General features: G+C 60.8%; 14 protein-coding genes. 6 read left to right on the top strand and 8 right to left on the bottom strand.

What is annotated here, in order from left to right:
* Positions 1–176: 176 nt before the first annotated feature.
* The 5 genes from serS to lrp form a co-directional block, all read right to left on the bottom strand.
* Positions 177–1475 (bottom strand): serine--tRNA ligase, encoded by a 1299-nt coding sequence (gene serS, locus GU3_RS07380; protein ID WP_014291902.1) that lies wholly within the window; start codon positions 1473–1475, stop codon positions 177–179.
* Between the two features lie 111 nt (positions 1476–1586).
* Positions 1587–2918 carry a replication-associated recombination protein A gene (locus GU3_RS07375; RefSeq protein WP_014291901.1) on the bottom strand — a complete coding sequence of 444 codons (1332 nt, stop codon included), beginning with the start codon at positions 2916–2918 and terminating at the stop codon, positions 1587–1589.
* A 9-nt stretch (positions 2919–2927) separates the two neighbouring features.
* Positions 2928–3536 (bottom strand): outer membrane lipoprotein chaperone LolA, encoded by a 609-nt coding sequence (gene lolA / locus GU3_RS07370; protein ID WP_014291900.1) that lies wholly within the window; start codon positions 3534–3536, stop codon positions 2928–2930.
* A gap of 3 nt (positions 3537–3539) precedes the next feature.
* Positions 3540–6098 carry a DNA translocase FtsK gene (locus tag GU3_RS07365; RefSeq protein WP_014291899.1) on the bottom strand — a complete coding sequence of 853 codons (2559 nt, stop codon included), beginning with the start codon at positions 6096–6098 and terminating at the stop codon, positions 3540–3542.
* Positions 6099–6275: 177 nt separating this feature from the next.
* The gene (gene lrp / locus GU3_RS07360; protein WP_019935522.1) at positions 6276–6779 is read right to left on the bottom strand and encodes a leucine-responsive transcriptional regulator Lrp; all 504 of its coding nucleotides are present in this window, start codon (positions 6777–6779) and stop codon (positions 6276–6278) included.
* A 612-nt stretch (positions 6780–7391) separates the two neighbouring features.
* Here lrp and trxB point away from each other — a divergent pair.
* The gene (gene trxB, locus GU3_RS07355; RefSeq protein ID WP_014291897.1) at positions 7392–8351 is read left to right on the top strand and encodes a thioredoxin-disulfide reductase; all 960 of its coding nucleotides are present in this window, start codon (positions 7392–7394) and stop codon (positions 8349–8351) included.
* 60 nt (positions 8352–8411) lie between these two features.
* On the opposite strand, the gene dauA is transcribed toward trxB, so the two are convergent.
* Positions 8412–10151: a C4-dicarboxylic acid transporter DauA gene (gene dauA, locus GU3_RS07350; RefSeq protein ID WP_014291896.1), complete on the bottom strand. Its 1740-nt coding sequence runs from the start codon at positions 10149–10151 to the stop codon at positions 8412–8414.
* Between the two features lie 106 nt (positions 10152–10257).
* On the opposite strand from dauA, the gene GU3_RS07345 reads away from it, so the two are divergent.
* The 4 genes from GU3_RS07345 (at position 10258) to infA (ending at position 12132) form a co-directional block, all read left to right on the top strand.
* The gene (locus GU3_RS07345) at positions 10258–10428 is read left to right on the top strand and encodes a hypothetical protein (protein WP_014291895.1); all 171 of its coding nucleotides are present in this window, start codon (positions 10258–10260) and stop codon (positions 10426–10428) included.
* Positions 10429–10437: 9 nt separating this feature from the next.
* Positions 10438–11136 carry a leucyl/phenylalanyl-tRNA--protein transferase gene (gene aat, locus GU3_RS07340; RefSeq protein ID WP_014291894.1) on the top strand — a complete coding sequence of 233 codons (699 nt, stop codon included), beginning with the start codon at positions 10438–10440 and terminating at the stop codon, positions 11134–11136.
* Entirely contained in the window at positions 11133–11843 is a 711-nt protein-coding gene (locus tag GU3_RS07335) for an arginyltransferase (protein WP_014291893.1), read from the top strand. The genes aat and GU3_RS07335 overlap by 4 nt, the downstream gene beginning before the upstream one ends.
* Positions 11844–11913: 70 nt before the next feature.
* A complete protein-coding gene (gene infA, locus GU3_RS07330; protein WP_014291892.1) occupies positions 11914–12132 on the top strand; it encodes a translation initiation factor IF-1 in 219 nt (72 codons plus the stop codon).
* 158 nt (positions 12133–12290) lie between these two features.
* Here infA and clpA read toward each other — a convergent pair whose 3' ends face one another.
* Together clpA and clpS are read right to left on the bottom strand one after the other, a co-directional pair.
* A complete protein-coding gene (clpA, locus tag GU3_RS07325) occupies positions 12291–14543 on the bottom strand; it encodes an ATP-dependent Clp protease ATP-binding subunit ClpA (RefSeq protein WP_014291891.1) in 2253 nt (750 codons plus the stop codon).
* 46 nt (positions 14544–14589) lie between these two features.
* The gene (clpS, locus tag GU3_RS07320; protein ID WP_014291890.1) at positions 14590–14907 is read right to left on the bottom strand and encodes an ATP-dependent Clp protease adapter ClpS; all 318 of its coding nucleotides are present in this window, start codon (positions 14905–14907) and stop codon (positions 14590–14592) included.
* 325 nt (positions 14908–15232) lie between these two features.
* Here clpS and cspD point away from each other — a divergent pair, with 325 nt between their 5' ends.
* On the top strand, positions 15233–15448 hold the full coding sequence (gene cspD / locus GU3_RS07315; protein WP_014291889.1) for a cold shock domain-containing protein CspD: 216 nt from the start codon (positions 15233–15235) through the stop codon (positions 15446–15448).
* The last annotated feature ends 25 nt before the right edge of the window (positions 15449–15473 follow it).

Below are 15473 nucleotides of genomic sequence, written 5' to 3'. Positions count from 1 at the left end.
GTTAGTGCCGAAGCCCTCCTGATTGCCGCGCATTCTATCAAAACCACTTGGTAAAAGGCGACGAAAAAGCGGATAAACTTCATTCAATATGAAATTAGTCCACCGTGATTCGGCCCCACTCCCGAACAAAAAAGGCCGGGGTCACTACCCCGGCCTCATTCTCGGTCACACCTGCCTCAGCCGATAAACTCAAGGCCACCCAGGTAGGGCTTGAGCACTTCGGGCACGCGAATACGGCCATCCTGCTGCTGATAGTTTTCCAGCACCGCCACCAGGGTGCGGCCCACCGCCAGGCCGGAGCCATTGAGGGTGTGCAGCAGCTGGGGCTTGCCGTCGGCACCGCGCACCCGGGCCTGCATCCGGCGGGCCTGGAAGTCACCGCAGTTGGAAACCGACGAGATTTCCCGGTAGGTGTTCTGGGCCGGCAGCCACACTTCCAGATCGTAGGTTTTGGCGGCGCCAAAGCCCATGTCGCCGGTGCACAGCGCCATCACCCGGTAGGGCAGTTCCAGACGCTGCAGCACCTTCTCGGCGTGGCCGACCATTTCCTCCAGCGCATCCCAGGAGGTGTCGGGATGCACCAATTGCACCATTTCCACCTTGTCGAACTGGTGCATGCGGATCAGCCCCCGGGTATCGCGGCCGTAGGAGCCGGCTTCGGAGCGGAAACAGGGGGTGTGGGCGGTGAATTTGAGCGGCAGTTGGGCCGGCTCAAAGATCTCGTCCCGGCCGATGTTGGTCAGCGGCACTTCCGAGGTGGGGATCAGCGAGAAGCGGCGCACTTTGCCCTCTTCTTCACCCTCGCCTTCAATGGCGGTGTGGAACAAGTCTGCCGAAAACTTGGGCAACTGGCCGGTGCCGTACAGGCTGTCGCTGTTCACCAGGTAGGGCACGTAGCACTCGGTGTAGCCGTGTTCGGTGGTGTGCAGGTCCAGCATGAACTGGGCCAGGGCCCGGTGCAGGCGGGCAATCTGCCCCTGCATGATCACAAAGCGGGAGCCGGACAACTTGACCGCCCCTTCAAAGTCGAGGCCGGCCAGGGCTTCGCCCAGGGCCACGTGATCCTTCGGCTCAAAGCCAAACTGGGTAGGCTCGCCCCAGCTGCGCACGGTGACGTTGTCATGCTCGTCCTTGCCCACCGGTACCGACTCGTGGGGCAGGTTGGGAATGGCGGCACAAAAGCCTTGAATCTCGTTCAGCAGCTGATCCAGCTCTACCTTGCAGCCGTCCAGCTCGTCGTTGATGGCGGTCACCGCCGCCTTCAGCGGAGCGATGTCTTCACCGCTGCGGGCGGCCTGGCCAATGGCCTTGGAGCGGGCATTGCGCTCGGCCTGCAGCTCCTGAGTACGGGCCTGCAGGGTTTTGCGGCGCTCTTCCAGGCCATTGAACAGGGCGGTATCCAGGGTGAAACCGCGGCTTGCCAGCCGCGCGGCCGTGTCGTCAATGTCGCTGCGCAGGTATTTGGAGTCCAGCATGAGTTACCTTAAATTCGTGTGATGCGTTTGCACGCGAGAGATTAAAGTCGGTTCGGACCACAGTTTATCAGCATCCTCGCCGGCGGGCCAAGGCGAGCAAGACCGGTCTGGCTACCGCTTGTGACTGGCCTGCTGGTCAAGCTGGTTCAGGTAGTCGAGCTTGGCCTGAATTTTCTGCTCAAAGCCCCGTTCGTTGGGCACATAGTAGCGCCGGCCGGCCATGGCCTCGGGCAGGTAGGTTTCGCCGGCGGCATAGGCGCCGGGCTCGTTGTGGGCGTAGCGGTACTCGGCGCCGTGGCCCAGCTCCTGCATCAATTTGGTGGGGGCATTGCGCAGGTGCAGGGGCACCTCAAAGTCGGGCAATTCCCGGGCGTCCTTGAGCGCCGCCTTCCAGGCGGTATACAGGGCGTTGCTCTTGGGGGCACAGGCCAGATAGACAATGGCCTGGGCGATGGCCCGCTCTCCTTCCGCCGGTCCTACCCGGGTAAAGCAGTCCCAGGCGGCCAGGGCCACGTCCATGGCTTTGGGGTCGGCGAGACCGATGTCTTCCGAGGCGATGGCCAGCAGCCGCCGGGCGATGTAGAGCGGATCGCAGCCGGCGGTAATCATGCGGGCATACCAGTACAGGCCGGCATCCGGGTTGGAGCCGCGAATGGACTTGTGAATGGCGGAAATCAGATCGTAATACAGATCCCCCTGGTTATCGAAACGGGCCAGGCGCTCGCCAGTCACTTCCGCCAGCAGGGCCTTGTCGATATGGCGCACGCCATTGTGCTCTTCAGCCATGTCCGCCAGCAGCTCAAGGTAATTGAGCGCCTTGCGGCCGTCGCCGTCCACCAGCTCGGCCAGGGCCCGCTGCACCCCGTCGGCCAGTATGATGCCCTGCCCCGCCAGGCCGCGCTCGTCGTGCAGCGCCTGTTCCAGCATGGCTTCCACCTCGCCGGTTTCCAGGCGCTTGAGCAGGTAAACCCGGGCCCGGGACAGCAGGGCGTTGTTAAGCTCGAAAGACGGGTTCTCGGTGGTGGCACCGATAAAGGTGACGGTGCCGTCCTCGATATGGGGAAGAAAGGCATCCTGCTGGGACTTGTTGAAGCGGTGCACCTCATCCACAAACAAAATGGTGCGCCGGCCGGCCAGCTTGTGCTCCCGGGCCCGCTCGATGGCGGCGCGAATGTCCTTCACCCCCGAGGTCACCGCCGACACCCGCTCCACCTGGGCATCGCAGTAGTAGGCCACCAGCTCGGCCAGGGTGGTCTTGCCGGTACCCGGCGGCCCCCACAAAATCATGGAATGGCAATGGCCGGCTTCCAGGGCCCGGCGCAACGGCTTGCCCGGCGCCAGAATGTGCTGCTGGCCCAGATACTGATCGATGCGCTCGGGGCGCATGCGCGCCGCCAGTGGCCGAAAGTCGTCCTGCTCAAAGTCCAGGCTCAGGGTACTCATGGTCTGTCCTTACCGCTGATCGTCCACCATCACCCCCGCCGGCGGGATAAAGCGAAAGGCGTTGGCGGCAAGCTCAGGGCTGGCGTTAAACCGGCTCAGGGTAAATTCGCTGCGCTGGCCGCCCGACTCTACCACGGTGAACCGTGCCAGCCGCCCCTGGGTATCAAAGCGCAGGGTAAAACGCTGAATAAGCTCCGCCGGATCCTTGCTGGCCACCACATAGCTGCTGCCCTGCTTGCTGACGTTATAGCCCTGCCAGCGGCTGGGATCGGCGCCGGAAATCAACAAAAACGGCGTGTTCTGCACCGCCTGGGCCAAAGGCAGAATGCTCACCTGCTCCACGAAGGGATCGTACATCCACACATCGGTGCCGTCGGACACGATCAGGCTTTCGTCCGGCGACGTAGTGTGCCAGCGGAACCGGTCGGGCCGGGCCAGCTGCATGCTGCCCTCGGCCGTTTGCATGGGCGCGCCGCTTTCGTCATAGACCTGCTGGCTGAAATCGGCGGAAAAGCGCCCCAGGGCCGACAGTTTTTGCTGCAGCTCGCCGGCCGCATCGGCCAGTGCCAAGGTGCTCACGGACCACAGCATCACGGCCAGTGTCATCAGTTTTTTCATCAATTATCCCCTCGCCGGCGGCGGTGCCAGCACTTCCCGTTGACCGTTGCTGCCCGCCGGGCTAACGATGCCCTGAGCTTCCATCTGATCGATGATACGAGCAGCCCTGTTGTAGCCTATCTTGAACTTGCGCTGCACACTGGAGGTAGAGCCCCGGCGGCTTTCTGCGACAAAAGCCACCGCATGGTCAAACAGCTCGTCAAGCTCGCCGTCAGCCCCTTCCGGCGCCTCGCCGGGCAGCAGGCCGTCGGCCCCCACCTCGCCACTGAGAATATCCTCGATGTAATCGGGCTCGCCCCGCTCCTTCCAGGCCGCCACCACCTTGTGCACCTCGTGGTCGTCCACAAAGGCGCCGTGTACCCGGGTGGGGTTGCTGTCGCCGGCAGGCAGGTAGAGCATGTCGCCCATGCCCAACAGCGACTCGGCGCCCTGTTGGTCGAGGATGGTGCGGGAGTCAATCTTGCTCGACACCTGGAACGACATGCGAGTGGGAATGTTGGCCTTGATAAGGCCGGTGATCACGTCCACCGAGGGCCGCTGGGTCGCCAGGATCAGGTGGATGCCGGCGGCCCGGGCCTTCTGGGCGATACGGGCGATCAGCTCTTCCACCTTCTTGCCGACGATCATCATCATGTCGGCGAATTCGTCGATCACCACCACAATATGGGGCAGTTTTTCCAGCGCCGGCGGATAGGTGTCCATGGACTGGGTGGGCTGCCACAAGGGGTCCCGCAGCGGCTCACCGGCGTCGATGGCGTCCTGTATCTTGGTGTTGAAGCCCTTGAGGTTACGCACCCCCATGGCCGACATCAGCTTGTAACGCCGCTCCATCTCGCCCACGCACCAGCGCAGGGCGTTGGCCGCTTCCTTCATGTCGGTGACCACTTCGGTCAGCAGGTGCGGAATACCTTCATACACCGACAGCTCCAGCATTTTGGGATCGATCATGATAAAGCGCACCTCTTCCGGGGTGGCCTTGAACAGCATCGACAGTATCATCACGTTGACCCCCACCGACTTGCCCGAGCCGGTGGTACCGGCCACCAGCACATGGGGCATCTTGGCCAGGTTAACCACCACCGGCTCGCCGGCGATGTCCTGGCCCAGCACCATGGTCAGCGGATGCTGGCTGCGGTGGAACAGCTCGGTGTCGATCACCTCGCGCAGGTACACGGTTTCCCGCCGGGTGTTGGGCAGCTCCAGGCCAACGTAGGGCTTGCCGGGAATGACTTCCACCACCCGCACACTGATGGCGGACAGGGAACGGGCCAGATCCCGAGCCAGGTTGGTGATCTTGCTGACCTTGACCCCGGGCGCCAGATCCAGCTCAAAGCGGGTGATCACCGGCCCCGGGTACACACCCACCACACTGGCCTGCACGTTGTAGTCGGCCAGCTTGGCTTCCACCAGCCGGGCAATGCGCTCCAGCTCGTCTTCGCTTACTGCGTGCTGGCGCGGCTTGGGCGGGTCCAGCAGGGTAACGTCCGGCACCGGGCTCAGCTGGTTGTTACGGGGCCTGGCGACCGGCGCAGATGGCGCAGCAGGTCGGGGCGGCACCACCTCGGTATCATCGGCGTCGTCTTCCCCGGCCCAGGGCAGGTCCAGCTCTTCATCGTCGTCATCCAGGCTCCAGCCATTGGCCTCGGCTAAGGTGGCCACCGGCGGCTCATCGTCGTCCATGGCCGGGGCACTCAGCACCGGCTCCCGCCGCCGGGGCGGCAGTTTTTTCTGGGGAGCAGGCCGGGGAGCGGGCTCGGCCGACGCCGGCGCCAGCAACGGATCTTCATCGTCCTGCTCTGGTTCAAGCTCCGCCTCCCGGGCGGGGCCAAGGCGATCGCGGAAACGGCGCCAGCCGGCAAAGCCCGCCTCCCGGGCCGGCGTGTCGACCGCGGGCGCTGGCTGGCTGGCCACCGCCACCGGCGGCGCGCCACTGCGACGGCGGGTCTGCCAGTCGGCAATCCGCTCCGGCAGCGTCGACAGCCAGCCCGGTGCTTCCATCACCAGGGCGCCGAGACGTTCCACGATCAGCAGCCAGGACCAGCCAGTGAAAAAGGTGACGCCGGTGGCAAAGCAGCACAGCAGCATCAGGGTGGTGCCCAGGCCGCCAAACACCGGATCCAGGGCCCCGGCCAGCATGTCGCCAATCAGGCCGCCGGCAGAAAAATAGTAGATATCGCCGATGTTCATGCTGGCCAGCGCCAGCAGGCTCAGCAACACCATCAGAAAACCGATGATGCGCAGGCTGAGGGTCAGGTAGCAAATGTCGATAAGCCCCTTGGGGCGCCACAGGGTCACCCAGCCCACAAACACCATGAAGGGTGGCAGCAGGTAGGCGGAAAAACCGAACACAAACAGCAGTATGTCGGCCAGCCAGGCGCCCGCCGGGCCGGCGGCGTTGCTGATGTCACCGCCCCAGGCGGTTTGCGACCAGCCCGGATCCGACGGATGATAGGACAACAGCGACAGCATCATGAACACGGCCAGTAAAATGATGGCTATCAGCCCGGCCTCAAAGAGACGCTGCAAACCAGACATGGGAGTAAACAGCTTTTTCTCCGCCAAACGTCCGCTCCTCGTTATGATGATGGTGCTCAGATTATCAGGGTTGCGCGACGGAAAGAGTCGCCGCCGCACCGTTACCCGGTACAACGACAAACGAGCGGCCGGGGCCGCTCGCTGAAAGTGTGGTCTCAAGTCCCGCCGGCATAAAAATACCAGAGCGGGACACAATAGCACAGCTTAACGGGTATTGATCACCAGACGGTTGCTCTGCTTGACCTCTTCCATCACCACATAGGTGCGGGTGTCGTTGACGCCGGGCAGGCGCAGCAAGGTCTCGCCCAGCAGCTTGCGGTACGCGGACATGTCGGCCACCCGGGTTTTCAGCAGGTAGTCGAAGTCGCCCGACACCAGATGACACTCCTGGATTTCCTCCAGCTTCTGCACGGCGTCGTTAAACTCGTCAAACACGTCCGGGGTACCCCGGTTCAGGGTGATTTCCACAAACACCAGCAGCGAGGCATCCAGAAACTGGGGATTGAGAATGGCGGTGTAGCCTTCGATATATCCCTGACGTTCCAGTCGGCGCACCCGCTCCAGGCAAGGGGTGGGACTCAGGCCAACTCGCTTGGACAGCTCCACGTTGGAAATACGGCCGTCCTGCTGCAGCTCGTTAAGTATGTTGCGGTCGATGCGATCGAGCTCCTTGAGGGGCCGGTTATTCGCATCCAACACTTCATCCATCCTTTGGCTCATTTTAGGTACATTCCACTATTGATACTGGACTTGGTCGGCATCAGGCCATGCGCACCGGCATCCCTTCAACCTGCTCAGACATGCTTGCTGTCGCCGAAGTCGGGCTTCACACCACGACAGGCCGCAATAACAAAATAAAAATCTGAAATTATTGATTACATATACAATAACGCATAAAACAGGAGCTTAACATGATAAATGGCAAACCGGTAGCACAAGTGTTTGTTGGCAACTGCAAAAAGGCGCCAAATTCCAATTTTACAAATGCCGAACAGGCATTTCCCCTGAAACACTCCCAAACGCTTTCACTTGAAGCAAAGCAGCCAATAGTGCTGAAATCCCCGGCCCCGCTTCGGAATTGCCCTTAAAGACTCGCTGTTCGGCCCAGGATGCACAGCATTTTGTCTTGAACGGACTCCGCTTGAAATCGCCTTTAAATATAATGGAGTTATATTGCATAACTATTCGTTATAACTCTTTTTTTCGCCGTTTGCCTCCCAGCCTACCGGCAAACCCCGCCGAGGTTCTTTATTCCCCTTTCGCTATCCCCTACAATCTTGAGCCAATATCGTCGCCCATTTGCCAAGGTTGGAGAAATACATGAGTCAAGCCAAACACGCCAAACTGCTTATTCTGGGCTCAGGCCCCGCGGGCTATACCGCCGCCGTTTATGCCGCCCGGGCCAACCTCAGCCCGGTGCTGGTCACCGGCATTCAGCAGGGCGGCCAGCTGACCACCACCACCGAAGTGGAAAACTGGCCCGGCGACGCGGAAGGCCTGACCGGCCCGGCGCTGATGGAGCGCATGAAGGCGCACGCCGAGCGCTTTGAGACCGAGATCGTATTCGACCATATTCACACCGTGGAGCTGACCCAGCGCCCCTTCCGCCTGAAGGGCGATACCGGCGAATACACCTGCGACGCCTTGATCATCGCCACCGGCGCTTCCGCCAAGTACCTGGGCCTGCCCTCGGAAGAAGCCTTTCAGGGCCGCGGCGTATCCGCCTGCGCCACCTGTGACGGCTTTTTTTATCGCAACCAAAAAGTGGCCGTGGTGGGTGGCGGCAACACCGCCGTGGAAGAAGCCCTGTACCTGTCCAACATCGCCGCTGAAGTCCACCTGATCCACCGCCGTGATCAGTTCCGCTCCGAGAAGATCCTGATCGACCGGCTGATGGACAAGGTGGCAAACGGCAACATAGTGCTGCACACCGACCGCACCCTGGACGAAGTGCTGGGCGACGACATGGGCGTGACCGGCGTACGCCTGAAACACACTCAGTCCGACGCCACCGAGCAGCTGGACGTGGCCGGCGTCTTTATCGCCATCGGCCACCAGCCCAATACCGGCATTTTTGAAGGTCAGCTGGAGATGGAAAACGGCTATCTCAAGGTGCAGTCCGGCCTGCACGGCAACGCCACCCAGACCAGCATTGAAGGCGTGTTCGCCGCCGGCGACGTGATGGATCACATTTACCGCCAGGCCATTACCTCCGCCGGCACCGGCTGCATGGCTGCCCTGGACGCCGAGCGCTACCTGGACGCCCAGGCTCAGCTGTAATCACGAAGCAGCATATCTGCAGGAAAAACGGCGCTGTACAAACAGCGCCGTTTTTTTGGTTTACGCCACCGCGGTCTCGGGGTGCCGCACATGCACCAGCGCTTCTTTCAAGGTGGGGTGAAAGCTCAGGCTGTTTTTCACCGGGGCCATGCCGGCCCGGGCCAGGGTTTTCAGCGGCTGAAACTGCAGATCCGCGATCACCACTTCCGTCCCCTGAGTGCGGCAGGCGTCAATAAAGCGGTTCAGGGCTGACAGGCCGCCCGCATCCAGCACCGGCACCGCATCCATATACAGCACCACGCCCCGCTGCTCCCGAACCAGCAGCGCCAGCTCGCTGAATACCCGGTCGGCGGCGGCAAAAAACAGGGGGCCGTTGATCTTGTATACCCGCCAGTTTGCCGGCACACCCTGGGGCACCAGGCGTTCGTGACCGGAGATGTCCACCACCCGGGTCATGTCGGCAATGTTTTTTACAAACAGCACGGTGGCCAACAGCATGCCGGTGGTAATGGCGATCACCATGTCAAACACGATGGTCAGGGAAAAACAGGTCAAAAACACCAGCAAGTCGCCTTTGGGGGCGGTGTGGAACAGATGCACTGCCTTGGGGGCTTCACTCATGTTCCAGGCCACCACCAACAGCAGCGCCGCCATGGCCGGCATCGGCAGGTAAGCAAGCCAACCAGCCAGCAACACCAGCCCCGCCAGTACCACCAGGGCATGCACCATGGCCGCCACCGGCGACACCGCTCCCGCCCTGAAATTGGCAGCAGAGCGGGCAATGGCGGCGGTGGCCGGTATGCCGCCAAAAAACGGCGCCACCAGGTTGCCGATGCCCTGCCCCAGCAGTTCACTGTTGGCGCTGTGGCGCTTGCCGGTCATGCCGTCCAGCACCACGGCGCACAACAGTGACTCAATGGCCCCCAGCATGGCAATGGCAAAGGCCCCCGGCAGCAGATCCCGCACCAGCGGCCAGCTTAGCCCGATGGCGGCCCCTTCCGCTCCGGGTTGTAGCCAGGGCCAGGTGAAGGCCGGCAGCACGGGAGGAATGCCCGCTCCCTGGCTGCCGTCGGGTAGCCAATAACTGAAGCGGCTGCTGATGGTGTCAATGCCGAGCCCCTGCTGGTTAAGCCACAGTGCCGCCAGGCTGGCCAGCAGCACCGCCGGCAGGTGCGGCGGCACCCCGGTTTTCAGGCGCGGCCAGCACAACATGACCGCCAGGGTCAGCCCGGCCACCAACACACTCGGCCAGTGCAACTGCGGCAGGTGACCGGCCAGGGCCACCAGCCTGGGCACAAAGGCCTCGGGCAATTCGGTGGGTGTCAGGCCAAAAAAATCCTTCAGTTGCAGTCCGGCAATGACCACGGCAATGCCCCCGGTAAAGCCCAGGGTCACCGGCTCGGGAATGTATTCCACCAGCCGCCCCAGCCGCAGCAGCGCCATCACCACCAGCAGGACACCAGCCATCAAGGTGGCCAGCAACAGGCCGCCCAAGCCGTAGTTCTGGGCGATGGGATACAGGATCACCACAAAGGCCGCCGTGGGCCCGGAAATGCTCAGCCGGGAGCCGCCGGTCAGGGCAATCACAAAACCGCCGATAATGGCGGTATAGAGCCCGTACTGGGGCGCCACCCCGCTGGCAATGGCCAGAGCCATGGCCAGGGGAATGGCAATGATGCCGACGGTGATCCCGGCCAGCACATCCTTGATCAGCTGTGCCCGGCCATAGGGCTCACGCCGGCAGGCCTCATTCAGGGCATGGCCCGGGCGAAGAGAGAACAGGTGGGCGCGATGGGACATGGCTGGCTCCGCTGTGGGTTAAGGCATGAACAATCCTTGATTGTATTCTCATCAAGCACCTATTCAATGTTAATATGATTAACATGTGATGTACCCCGGAGGAGTTATGGAGCAAAGAACCGCCCGTCTGACCCTGCTCATCGACCCGCGCAAGAAGGCGCTGTTTGAGCAACTCTGCGCCGCAGAAGATGTCACCCCGTCCCAGAAGGTGCGCCAGTTCATTCGCGAATACATTGAGCAGAAAACCGGCGAAGACTGGCAAAACGCATCAAGGTAAGACGCCGCCATGTACCTGACCCAACTGGATGAGCGGCTGTGGTTCCCCGCTCCCGAAACAGCACTCACGGATCCCGACGGCCTGCTCGCCGTGGGCGGCGATCTGCGTCCCGAGCGGCTGCTGCTGGCCTACCGTATGGGCATTTTCCCCTGGTATGACGACTCCCAGCCGCCCTTGTGGTGGTCGCCGGATCCCCGCGCCGTGCTGATACCCGATGAACTGCACGTCAGTCGCAGCCTGGCCAAGCTGGCCCGCAAACACCGCTACCGGCTGACCGTGAACCACGCCTTTGAAGCGGTCATTCGCCATTGCCGGGAGCTGCGTGAAGAAGGCCCCGGCACCTGGATCACTCCCGACATCGAGCGCAACTACTGCCGGCTGCACCACCAGGGCCATGCCCATTCCATCGAGGTGTGGGACCAGCAGCGGCTGGTGGCCGGGCTTTATGGCATTGGCCTGGGCCGGCTGTTTTGCGGCGAGTCCATGTTTCATCGGGTGGACAACGGCTCCAAGCTGGCCATGCTGGGATTGTGCCGGCATTTTGCTCACTACGGCGGCGAACTGGTGGACTGTCAGCTGCCCAACCCGCACCTGCACAGCCTGGGGGTGGTAAGCTGGCCCCGCTCCCGCTTTCTGCATAAACTCAAAGAGCTGCAACACGCGCCCGTTTCCAATCACTGCTGGCAACCGAATGAGCTGAGCCTATGAGGGAAGTGAACCTGAAAGTGGGGCTGACGCCCAAGCATCCCTGCAGTTATCTGCCCGGCCGGCTGGAGCAACTGCTGGTATTGCTCGACCGGGAGCTGCTGTGCCCCGAGGGCTACGAGCAGTTGCTGTCGGCGGGGTTTCGCCGCAGCGGCGCCGACATTTACCGGCCCCGCTGCCAAGCCTGCCAGGCCTGCGAGTCATTGCGTATTGCGGTCAACGACTTTACCCCGGGCCGCAGCCAGAAACGCATTCTGCGCAAGAACCGCGATCTGCGCGTTCGGCTGAGTAAACAGGACAAGCCCGAGTATTTTTCCCTTTACCAGCGTTACATCAACCAACGCCACCGGGATGGCTCCATGTATCCGGCCAGCCGCCAGCAGTATGAAGGCTTTTTATTGTGCCACTGGCTGCCGCCAGTGTTTGTCGAGTTTCACCGGGAAGAGCAGCTGATCGCCGTGGCGGTGACCGATCTGCTGAGCCAGGCGCTCAGTGCCATGTACACCTTTTATGATCCCGACGAAGAGCACAGATCCCTGGGTACCTTTGCCATTCTCAGCCAGATTCAGCTGGCTCGTGAGCTCAGCAAGCAGTGGCTGTATCTCGGCTACCAGGTCGACGGCTGTCGCAAAATGAATTACAAGCAGCATTTTCATCCCCACCAGCGGTTGATCGACGGCCATTGGCAAACGATGAAAGACGGAGCCTAAACTTTACACTGCAAGCGAAATCCGGCATGATCCCTGCCGTTTTTATTGCCTGCGCTAACAAGAGGATTCAATGGCTAAAGAAGACAGTATTGAAATGCAGGGGACCATTCTGGAAACCTTGCCCAACACCATGTTTCGCGTTGAGCTGGAAAACGGCCATGTGGTCACCGCTCACATCTCCGGAAAAATGCGCAAGAACTACATTCGCATTCTCACCGGTGACAAGGTCACTGTCCAGCTGACTCCCTACGACCTGTCCAAGGGTCGCATCGTCTTCCGCTCTCGCTAATTCGCTCCTCCGTTTCGGTTGAGGCAACAGGCTGAATAGCCCGGGGCGAGCCCTTCGCCCTTATCGCCAGGCACGACTCCGTTTTCGCTGGAAGAAAAAACGCCCGGCGCCTTTCTCGGCGCCGGGCGTGCTGCATGCTGTTGCGGTGCTGACTGGCCTCAGGCCATGGACGCTTCCGACTGAAATTCGAAGTGCAGCTCATCCCCTTCCAGGGTAACCCGCACCGTGCCGCCGCTCACCAGCTCGCCAAACAGCAACTCGTTGGCCAGCGGCTTTTTCAGCTGTTCCTGGATCACCCGGCCCATGGGACGAGCCCCCATCGACTTGTCGTAACCCTTTTCCGCCAGCCAGTGACGGGCCGGCTCGCTGACCTCCAGCGAGACGCCCTTGGCATCCAGTTGCGCCTGCAGTTCCACGATAAACTTGTCCACCACTCGGTGAATAATGTCCATGTCGAGGTGGTTGAACCAGATGATGTGATCCAGCCGGTTGCGGAACTCCGGTGCAAAGGTGCGGTTGATCTCGGTCATGGCATCATGACTGTGATCCTGCTGCTGGAAGCCGATAGACTTGCGCACGGTTTCCTGAACCCCGGCGTTGGTGGTCATCACCAGGATGACATTACGGAAGTCCGCCTTACGGCCGTTGTTGTCGGTCAGGGTACCGTTGTCCATCACCTGCAGCAGAATGTTGAACACATCCGAGTGCGCTTTTTCAATTTCATCGAGCAGCAGCACCGCATGGGGATGCTTGATCACCGCGTCGGTCAGCAGACCGCCCTGGTCAAAGCCCACGTAGCCCGGAGGGGCACCAATCAGGCGGGAGACCGTGTGGGCCTCCATGTATTCCGACATATCAAAGCGAATCAGCTCAATGCCGAGAATGCGCGCCAGCTGCTGGGTGACCTCGGTCTTGCCCACCCCGGTGGGGCCGGCAAACAGGAAGGAGCCGATGGGGCGCTTCTCGTGGCCCAGGCCGGCCCGGCTCAGACGAATAGAATCGGTGAGCACGGAAATCGCCTTGTCCTGGCCAAATACCACCATTTTCAGGTTGGGCTCCAGGTTTTTCAGGGCTTCCTTGTCGGAGCTGGACACCGACTTCTCCGGAATGCGGGCAATCTTGGCCACAATGGCTTCGATATCGCCCACCCCTATGGTCTTCTTGCGCTTGGACGGCGGCAGCATGCGCACCTGAGCACCGGCCTCATCGATCACGTCAATGGCCTTGTCGGGCAAATGGCGATCGTTGATGTATTTGGCCGACAGCTCGGCGGCCGCCCGCAACGCCTTGCTGGTGTAGCGCACATCGTGGTGGGATTCGTAGCGGCTTTTCAGTCCCTGCAGGATCTTGGCGGTATCGTCGACGGAGGGTTCCAGAATATCGATTTTCTGGAAACGCCGCGCCAGCGCCCTGTCCTTTTCAAAGATCTGGCTGTATTCCTGATAGGTGGTGGAGCCCACGCAACGGATCTGACCGCTGGAGAGCAACGGTTTCAGCAGGTTGGCGGCATCGAGCTGGCCACCGGAGGCGGCACCGGCACCGATAATGGTGTGGATCTCGTCGATGAACAGAATGGCGCCCTTTTGCTTTTCAAACTGCTTGAGCACCGCCTTGAAGCGTTTTTCAAAGTCGCCCCGGTACTTGGTGCCCGCCAGCAGGGAGCCCATATCGAGGGAATAAATGGTGCTGTCGGCGATGATTTCGGGCACGTCGTTGTGCACGATGCGATAAGCCAGGCCTTCGGCAATGGCGGTTTTACCCACCCCGGCTTCCCCCACCAGCAGCGGGTTGTTCTTGCGTCGGCGGCACAACACCTGAATGGTGCGGTTCAGCTCTTGATCGCGCCCGATCAGCGGATCGATACGGCCTTCCTTGACCCACTGGTTGAGGTTGACCACAAAACCTTCGGTCTGGTTGTTGGCGGCTTCGTCGCTCTGCTCCTCCTGCTGGGAAGAGGGCGCGTCTTCCTGCTCGCCGTCCTTGCGAATGCCGTGAGACAGAAAGTTGACCACGTCGAGCCGGCCCACGCCGACTTTTTTCAGCAGGTAGGCGGCCTGGGATTCCTGCTCGCTGAAGATGGCCACCAGCACATTGGCCCCGGTGACTTCCGCATTGCCCGACGACTGCACATGGAATACTGCCCGCTGCAGCACCCGCTGAAAGCCCAGGGTGGGCTGGGTTTCAATTTCATCGTCGCCCACGGGGATCAACGGCGTGGTCTGCTCGATAAAACTGTAGGTTTCGCGCCGTAACTGTTCCAGATCGGCACCGCAGGCCAGCAGGGCTTCCCTCGCCGACGGGTTGTCGAGCAGGGCCAGCAGCAGGTGCTCCACCGTCATGAACTCGTGACGGGATCGGCGGGCTTCGTTGAAGGCATCGTTCAACGTGCTCTCAAGATCTTTGTTCAACATAGGCACCTCCCCTAAGAAACTACGGTCACCCTCACTTCGGGTGATTTTATGCCTGCTCCATGGTGCACAACAACGGATGTTCGTGCGTACGGGCAAACTTGTTCACTTGCGCTACCTTGGTCTCTGCAATCTCTGCGGTAAACTGTCCGCAGACCCCCTTGCCCTGATAATGCACCGACAACATCACTTCGGTGGCTTTGTCCGTGTCCATGGCGAAGAATTTTTGCAGCACCTCCACCACAAAATCCATGGGGGTGTAATCATCATTGTTCAAGATGACCTTATACATAGGAGGGGGTTGCAGCGCGGTTTCTTCCGCCTCCTTCAGTTTGTCATCCAGGGTATGCTGTGTTCTCCTGCCCATATAGTTACTCTAAATCACTGAATTGGATCCCGCTACACCTGGCCGGGCGGTACGGGCCTGTTACCTTCACCCTACCGCCTGCGCCGCCACTGTCAACAACCGCCGCAACCATGACGTTTTTTTGCTCGAATACGGGGCCTTAACCGGGACATGCAGCACTTGACTCCCTCACCGGTTTCACTAGAGTGGTTAACTGGTCGCCATCAAAGTTTCATTCGAGACTTTGATGGCGGCCGCATCCGGCGAAAAATCGCCTGAAGTTATAATTGGCCACGGCCAGTTTCTCAATGTTGTTTAGGATGTTTGAGTAAAAGGATGCACAAGTATGACAACCGGAACGGTTAAGTGGTTTAACAATGCCAAGGGATTTGGCTTTATCTGTCCGGCGGAGGGGGGCGAGGATGTCTTTGCCCATTTCTCTACCATTCAGATGGAAGGATACCGAACCCTGAAAGCGGGCCAGGTCGTTCGTTACGAAATAGAAAAAGGCCCCAAAGGTAATCATGCGGTCAGCATAATACCGGCAGGTCAGCCTGCATAATAAAGCACGGGAAGACCCTTACATT

It is taken from the genome of Oceanimonas sp. GK1, assembly GCF_000243075.1.
In the GTDB taxonomy this organism is placed as follows: domain Bacteria; phylum Pseudomonadota; class Gammaproteobacteria; order Enterobacterales; family Aeromonadaceae; genus Oceanimonas.
The sequence above is the reverse complement of the archived record's forward strand: the minus strand, read 5'-3'. Positions and strand labels throughout refer to the sequence as shown.

Excerpts from the sequence above, each read along its gene's own strand:
- serS (WP_014291902.1), bottom strand. The coding sequence starts at position 1,475 with ATGCTGGACTCCAAATACCTGCGCAGCGACATTGACGACACGGCCGCG.
- GU3_RS07375 (WP_014291901.1), bottom strand. The coding sequence starts at position 2,918 with ATGAGTACCCTGAGCCTGGACTTTGAGCAGGACGACTTTCGGCCACTG.
- lolA (WP_014291900.1), bottom strand. The coding sequence starts at position 3,536 with ATGAAAAAACTGATGACACTGGCCGTGATGCTGTGGTCCGTGAGCACC.
- lrp (WP_019935522.1), bottom strand. The coding sequence starts at position 6,779 with ATGGATGAAGTGTTGGATGCGAATAACCGGCCCCTCAAGGAGCTCGAT.
- trxB (WP_014291897.1), top strand. The coding sequence starts at position 7,392 with ATGAGTCAAGCCAAACACGCCAAACTGCTTATTCTGGGCTCAGGCCCC.
- dauA (WP_014291896.1), bottom strand. The coding sequence starts at position 10,151 with ATGTCCCATCGCGCCCACCTGTTCTCTCTTCGCCCGGGCCATGCCCTG.
- GU3_RS07345 (WP_014291895.1), top strand. The coding sequence starts at position 10,258 with ATGGAGCAAAGAACCGCCCGTCTGACCCTGCTCATCGACCCGCGCAAG.
- aat (WP_014291894.1), top strand. The coding sequence starts at position 10,438 with ATGTACCTGACCCAACTGGATGAGCGGCTGTGGTTCCCCGCTCCCGAA.
- GU3_RS07335 (WP_014291893.1), top strand. The coding sequence starts at position 11,133 with ATGAGGGAAGTGAACCTGAAAGTGGGGCTGACGCCCAAGCATCCCTGC.
- infA (WP_014291892.1), top strand. The coding sequence starts at position 11,914 with ATGGCTAAAGAAGACAGTATTGAAATGCAGGGGACCATTCTGGAAACC.
- clpA (WP_014291891.1), bottom strand. The coding sequence starts at position 14,543 with ATGTTGAACAAAGATCTTGAGAGCACGTTGAACGATGCCTTCAACGAA.
- clpS (WP_014291890.1), bottom strand. The coding sequence starts at position 14,907 with ATGGGCAGGAGAACACAGCATACCCTGGATGACAAACTGAAGGAGGCG.
- cspD (WP_014291889.1), top strand. The coding sequence starts at position 15,233 with ATGACAACCGGAACGGTTAAGTGGTTTAACAATGCCAAGGGATTTGGC.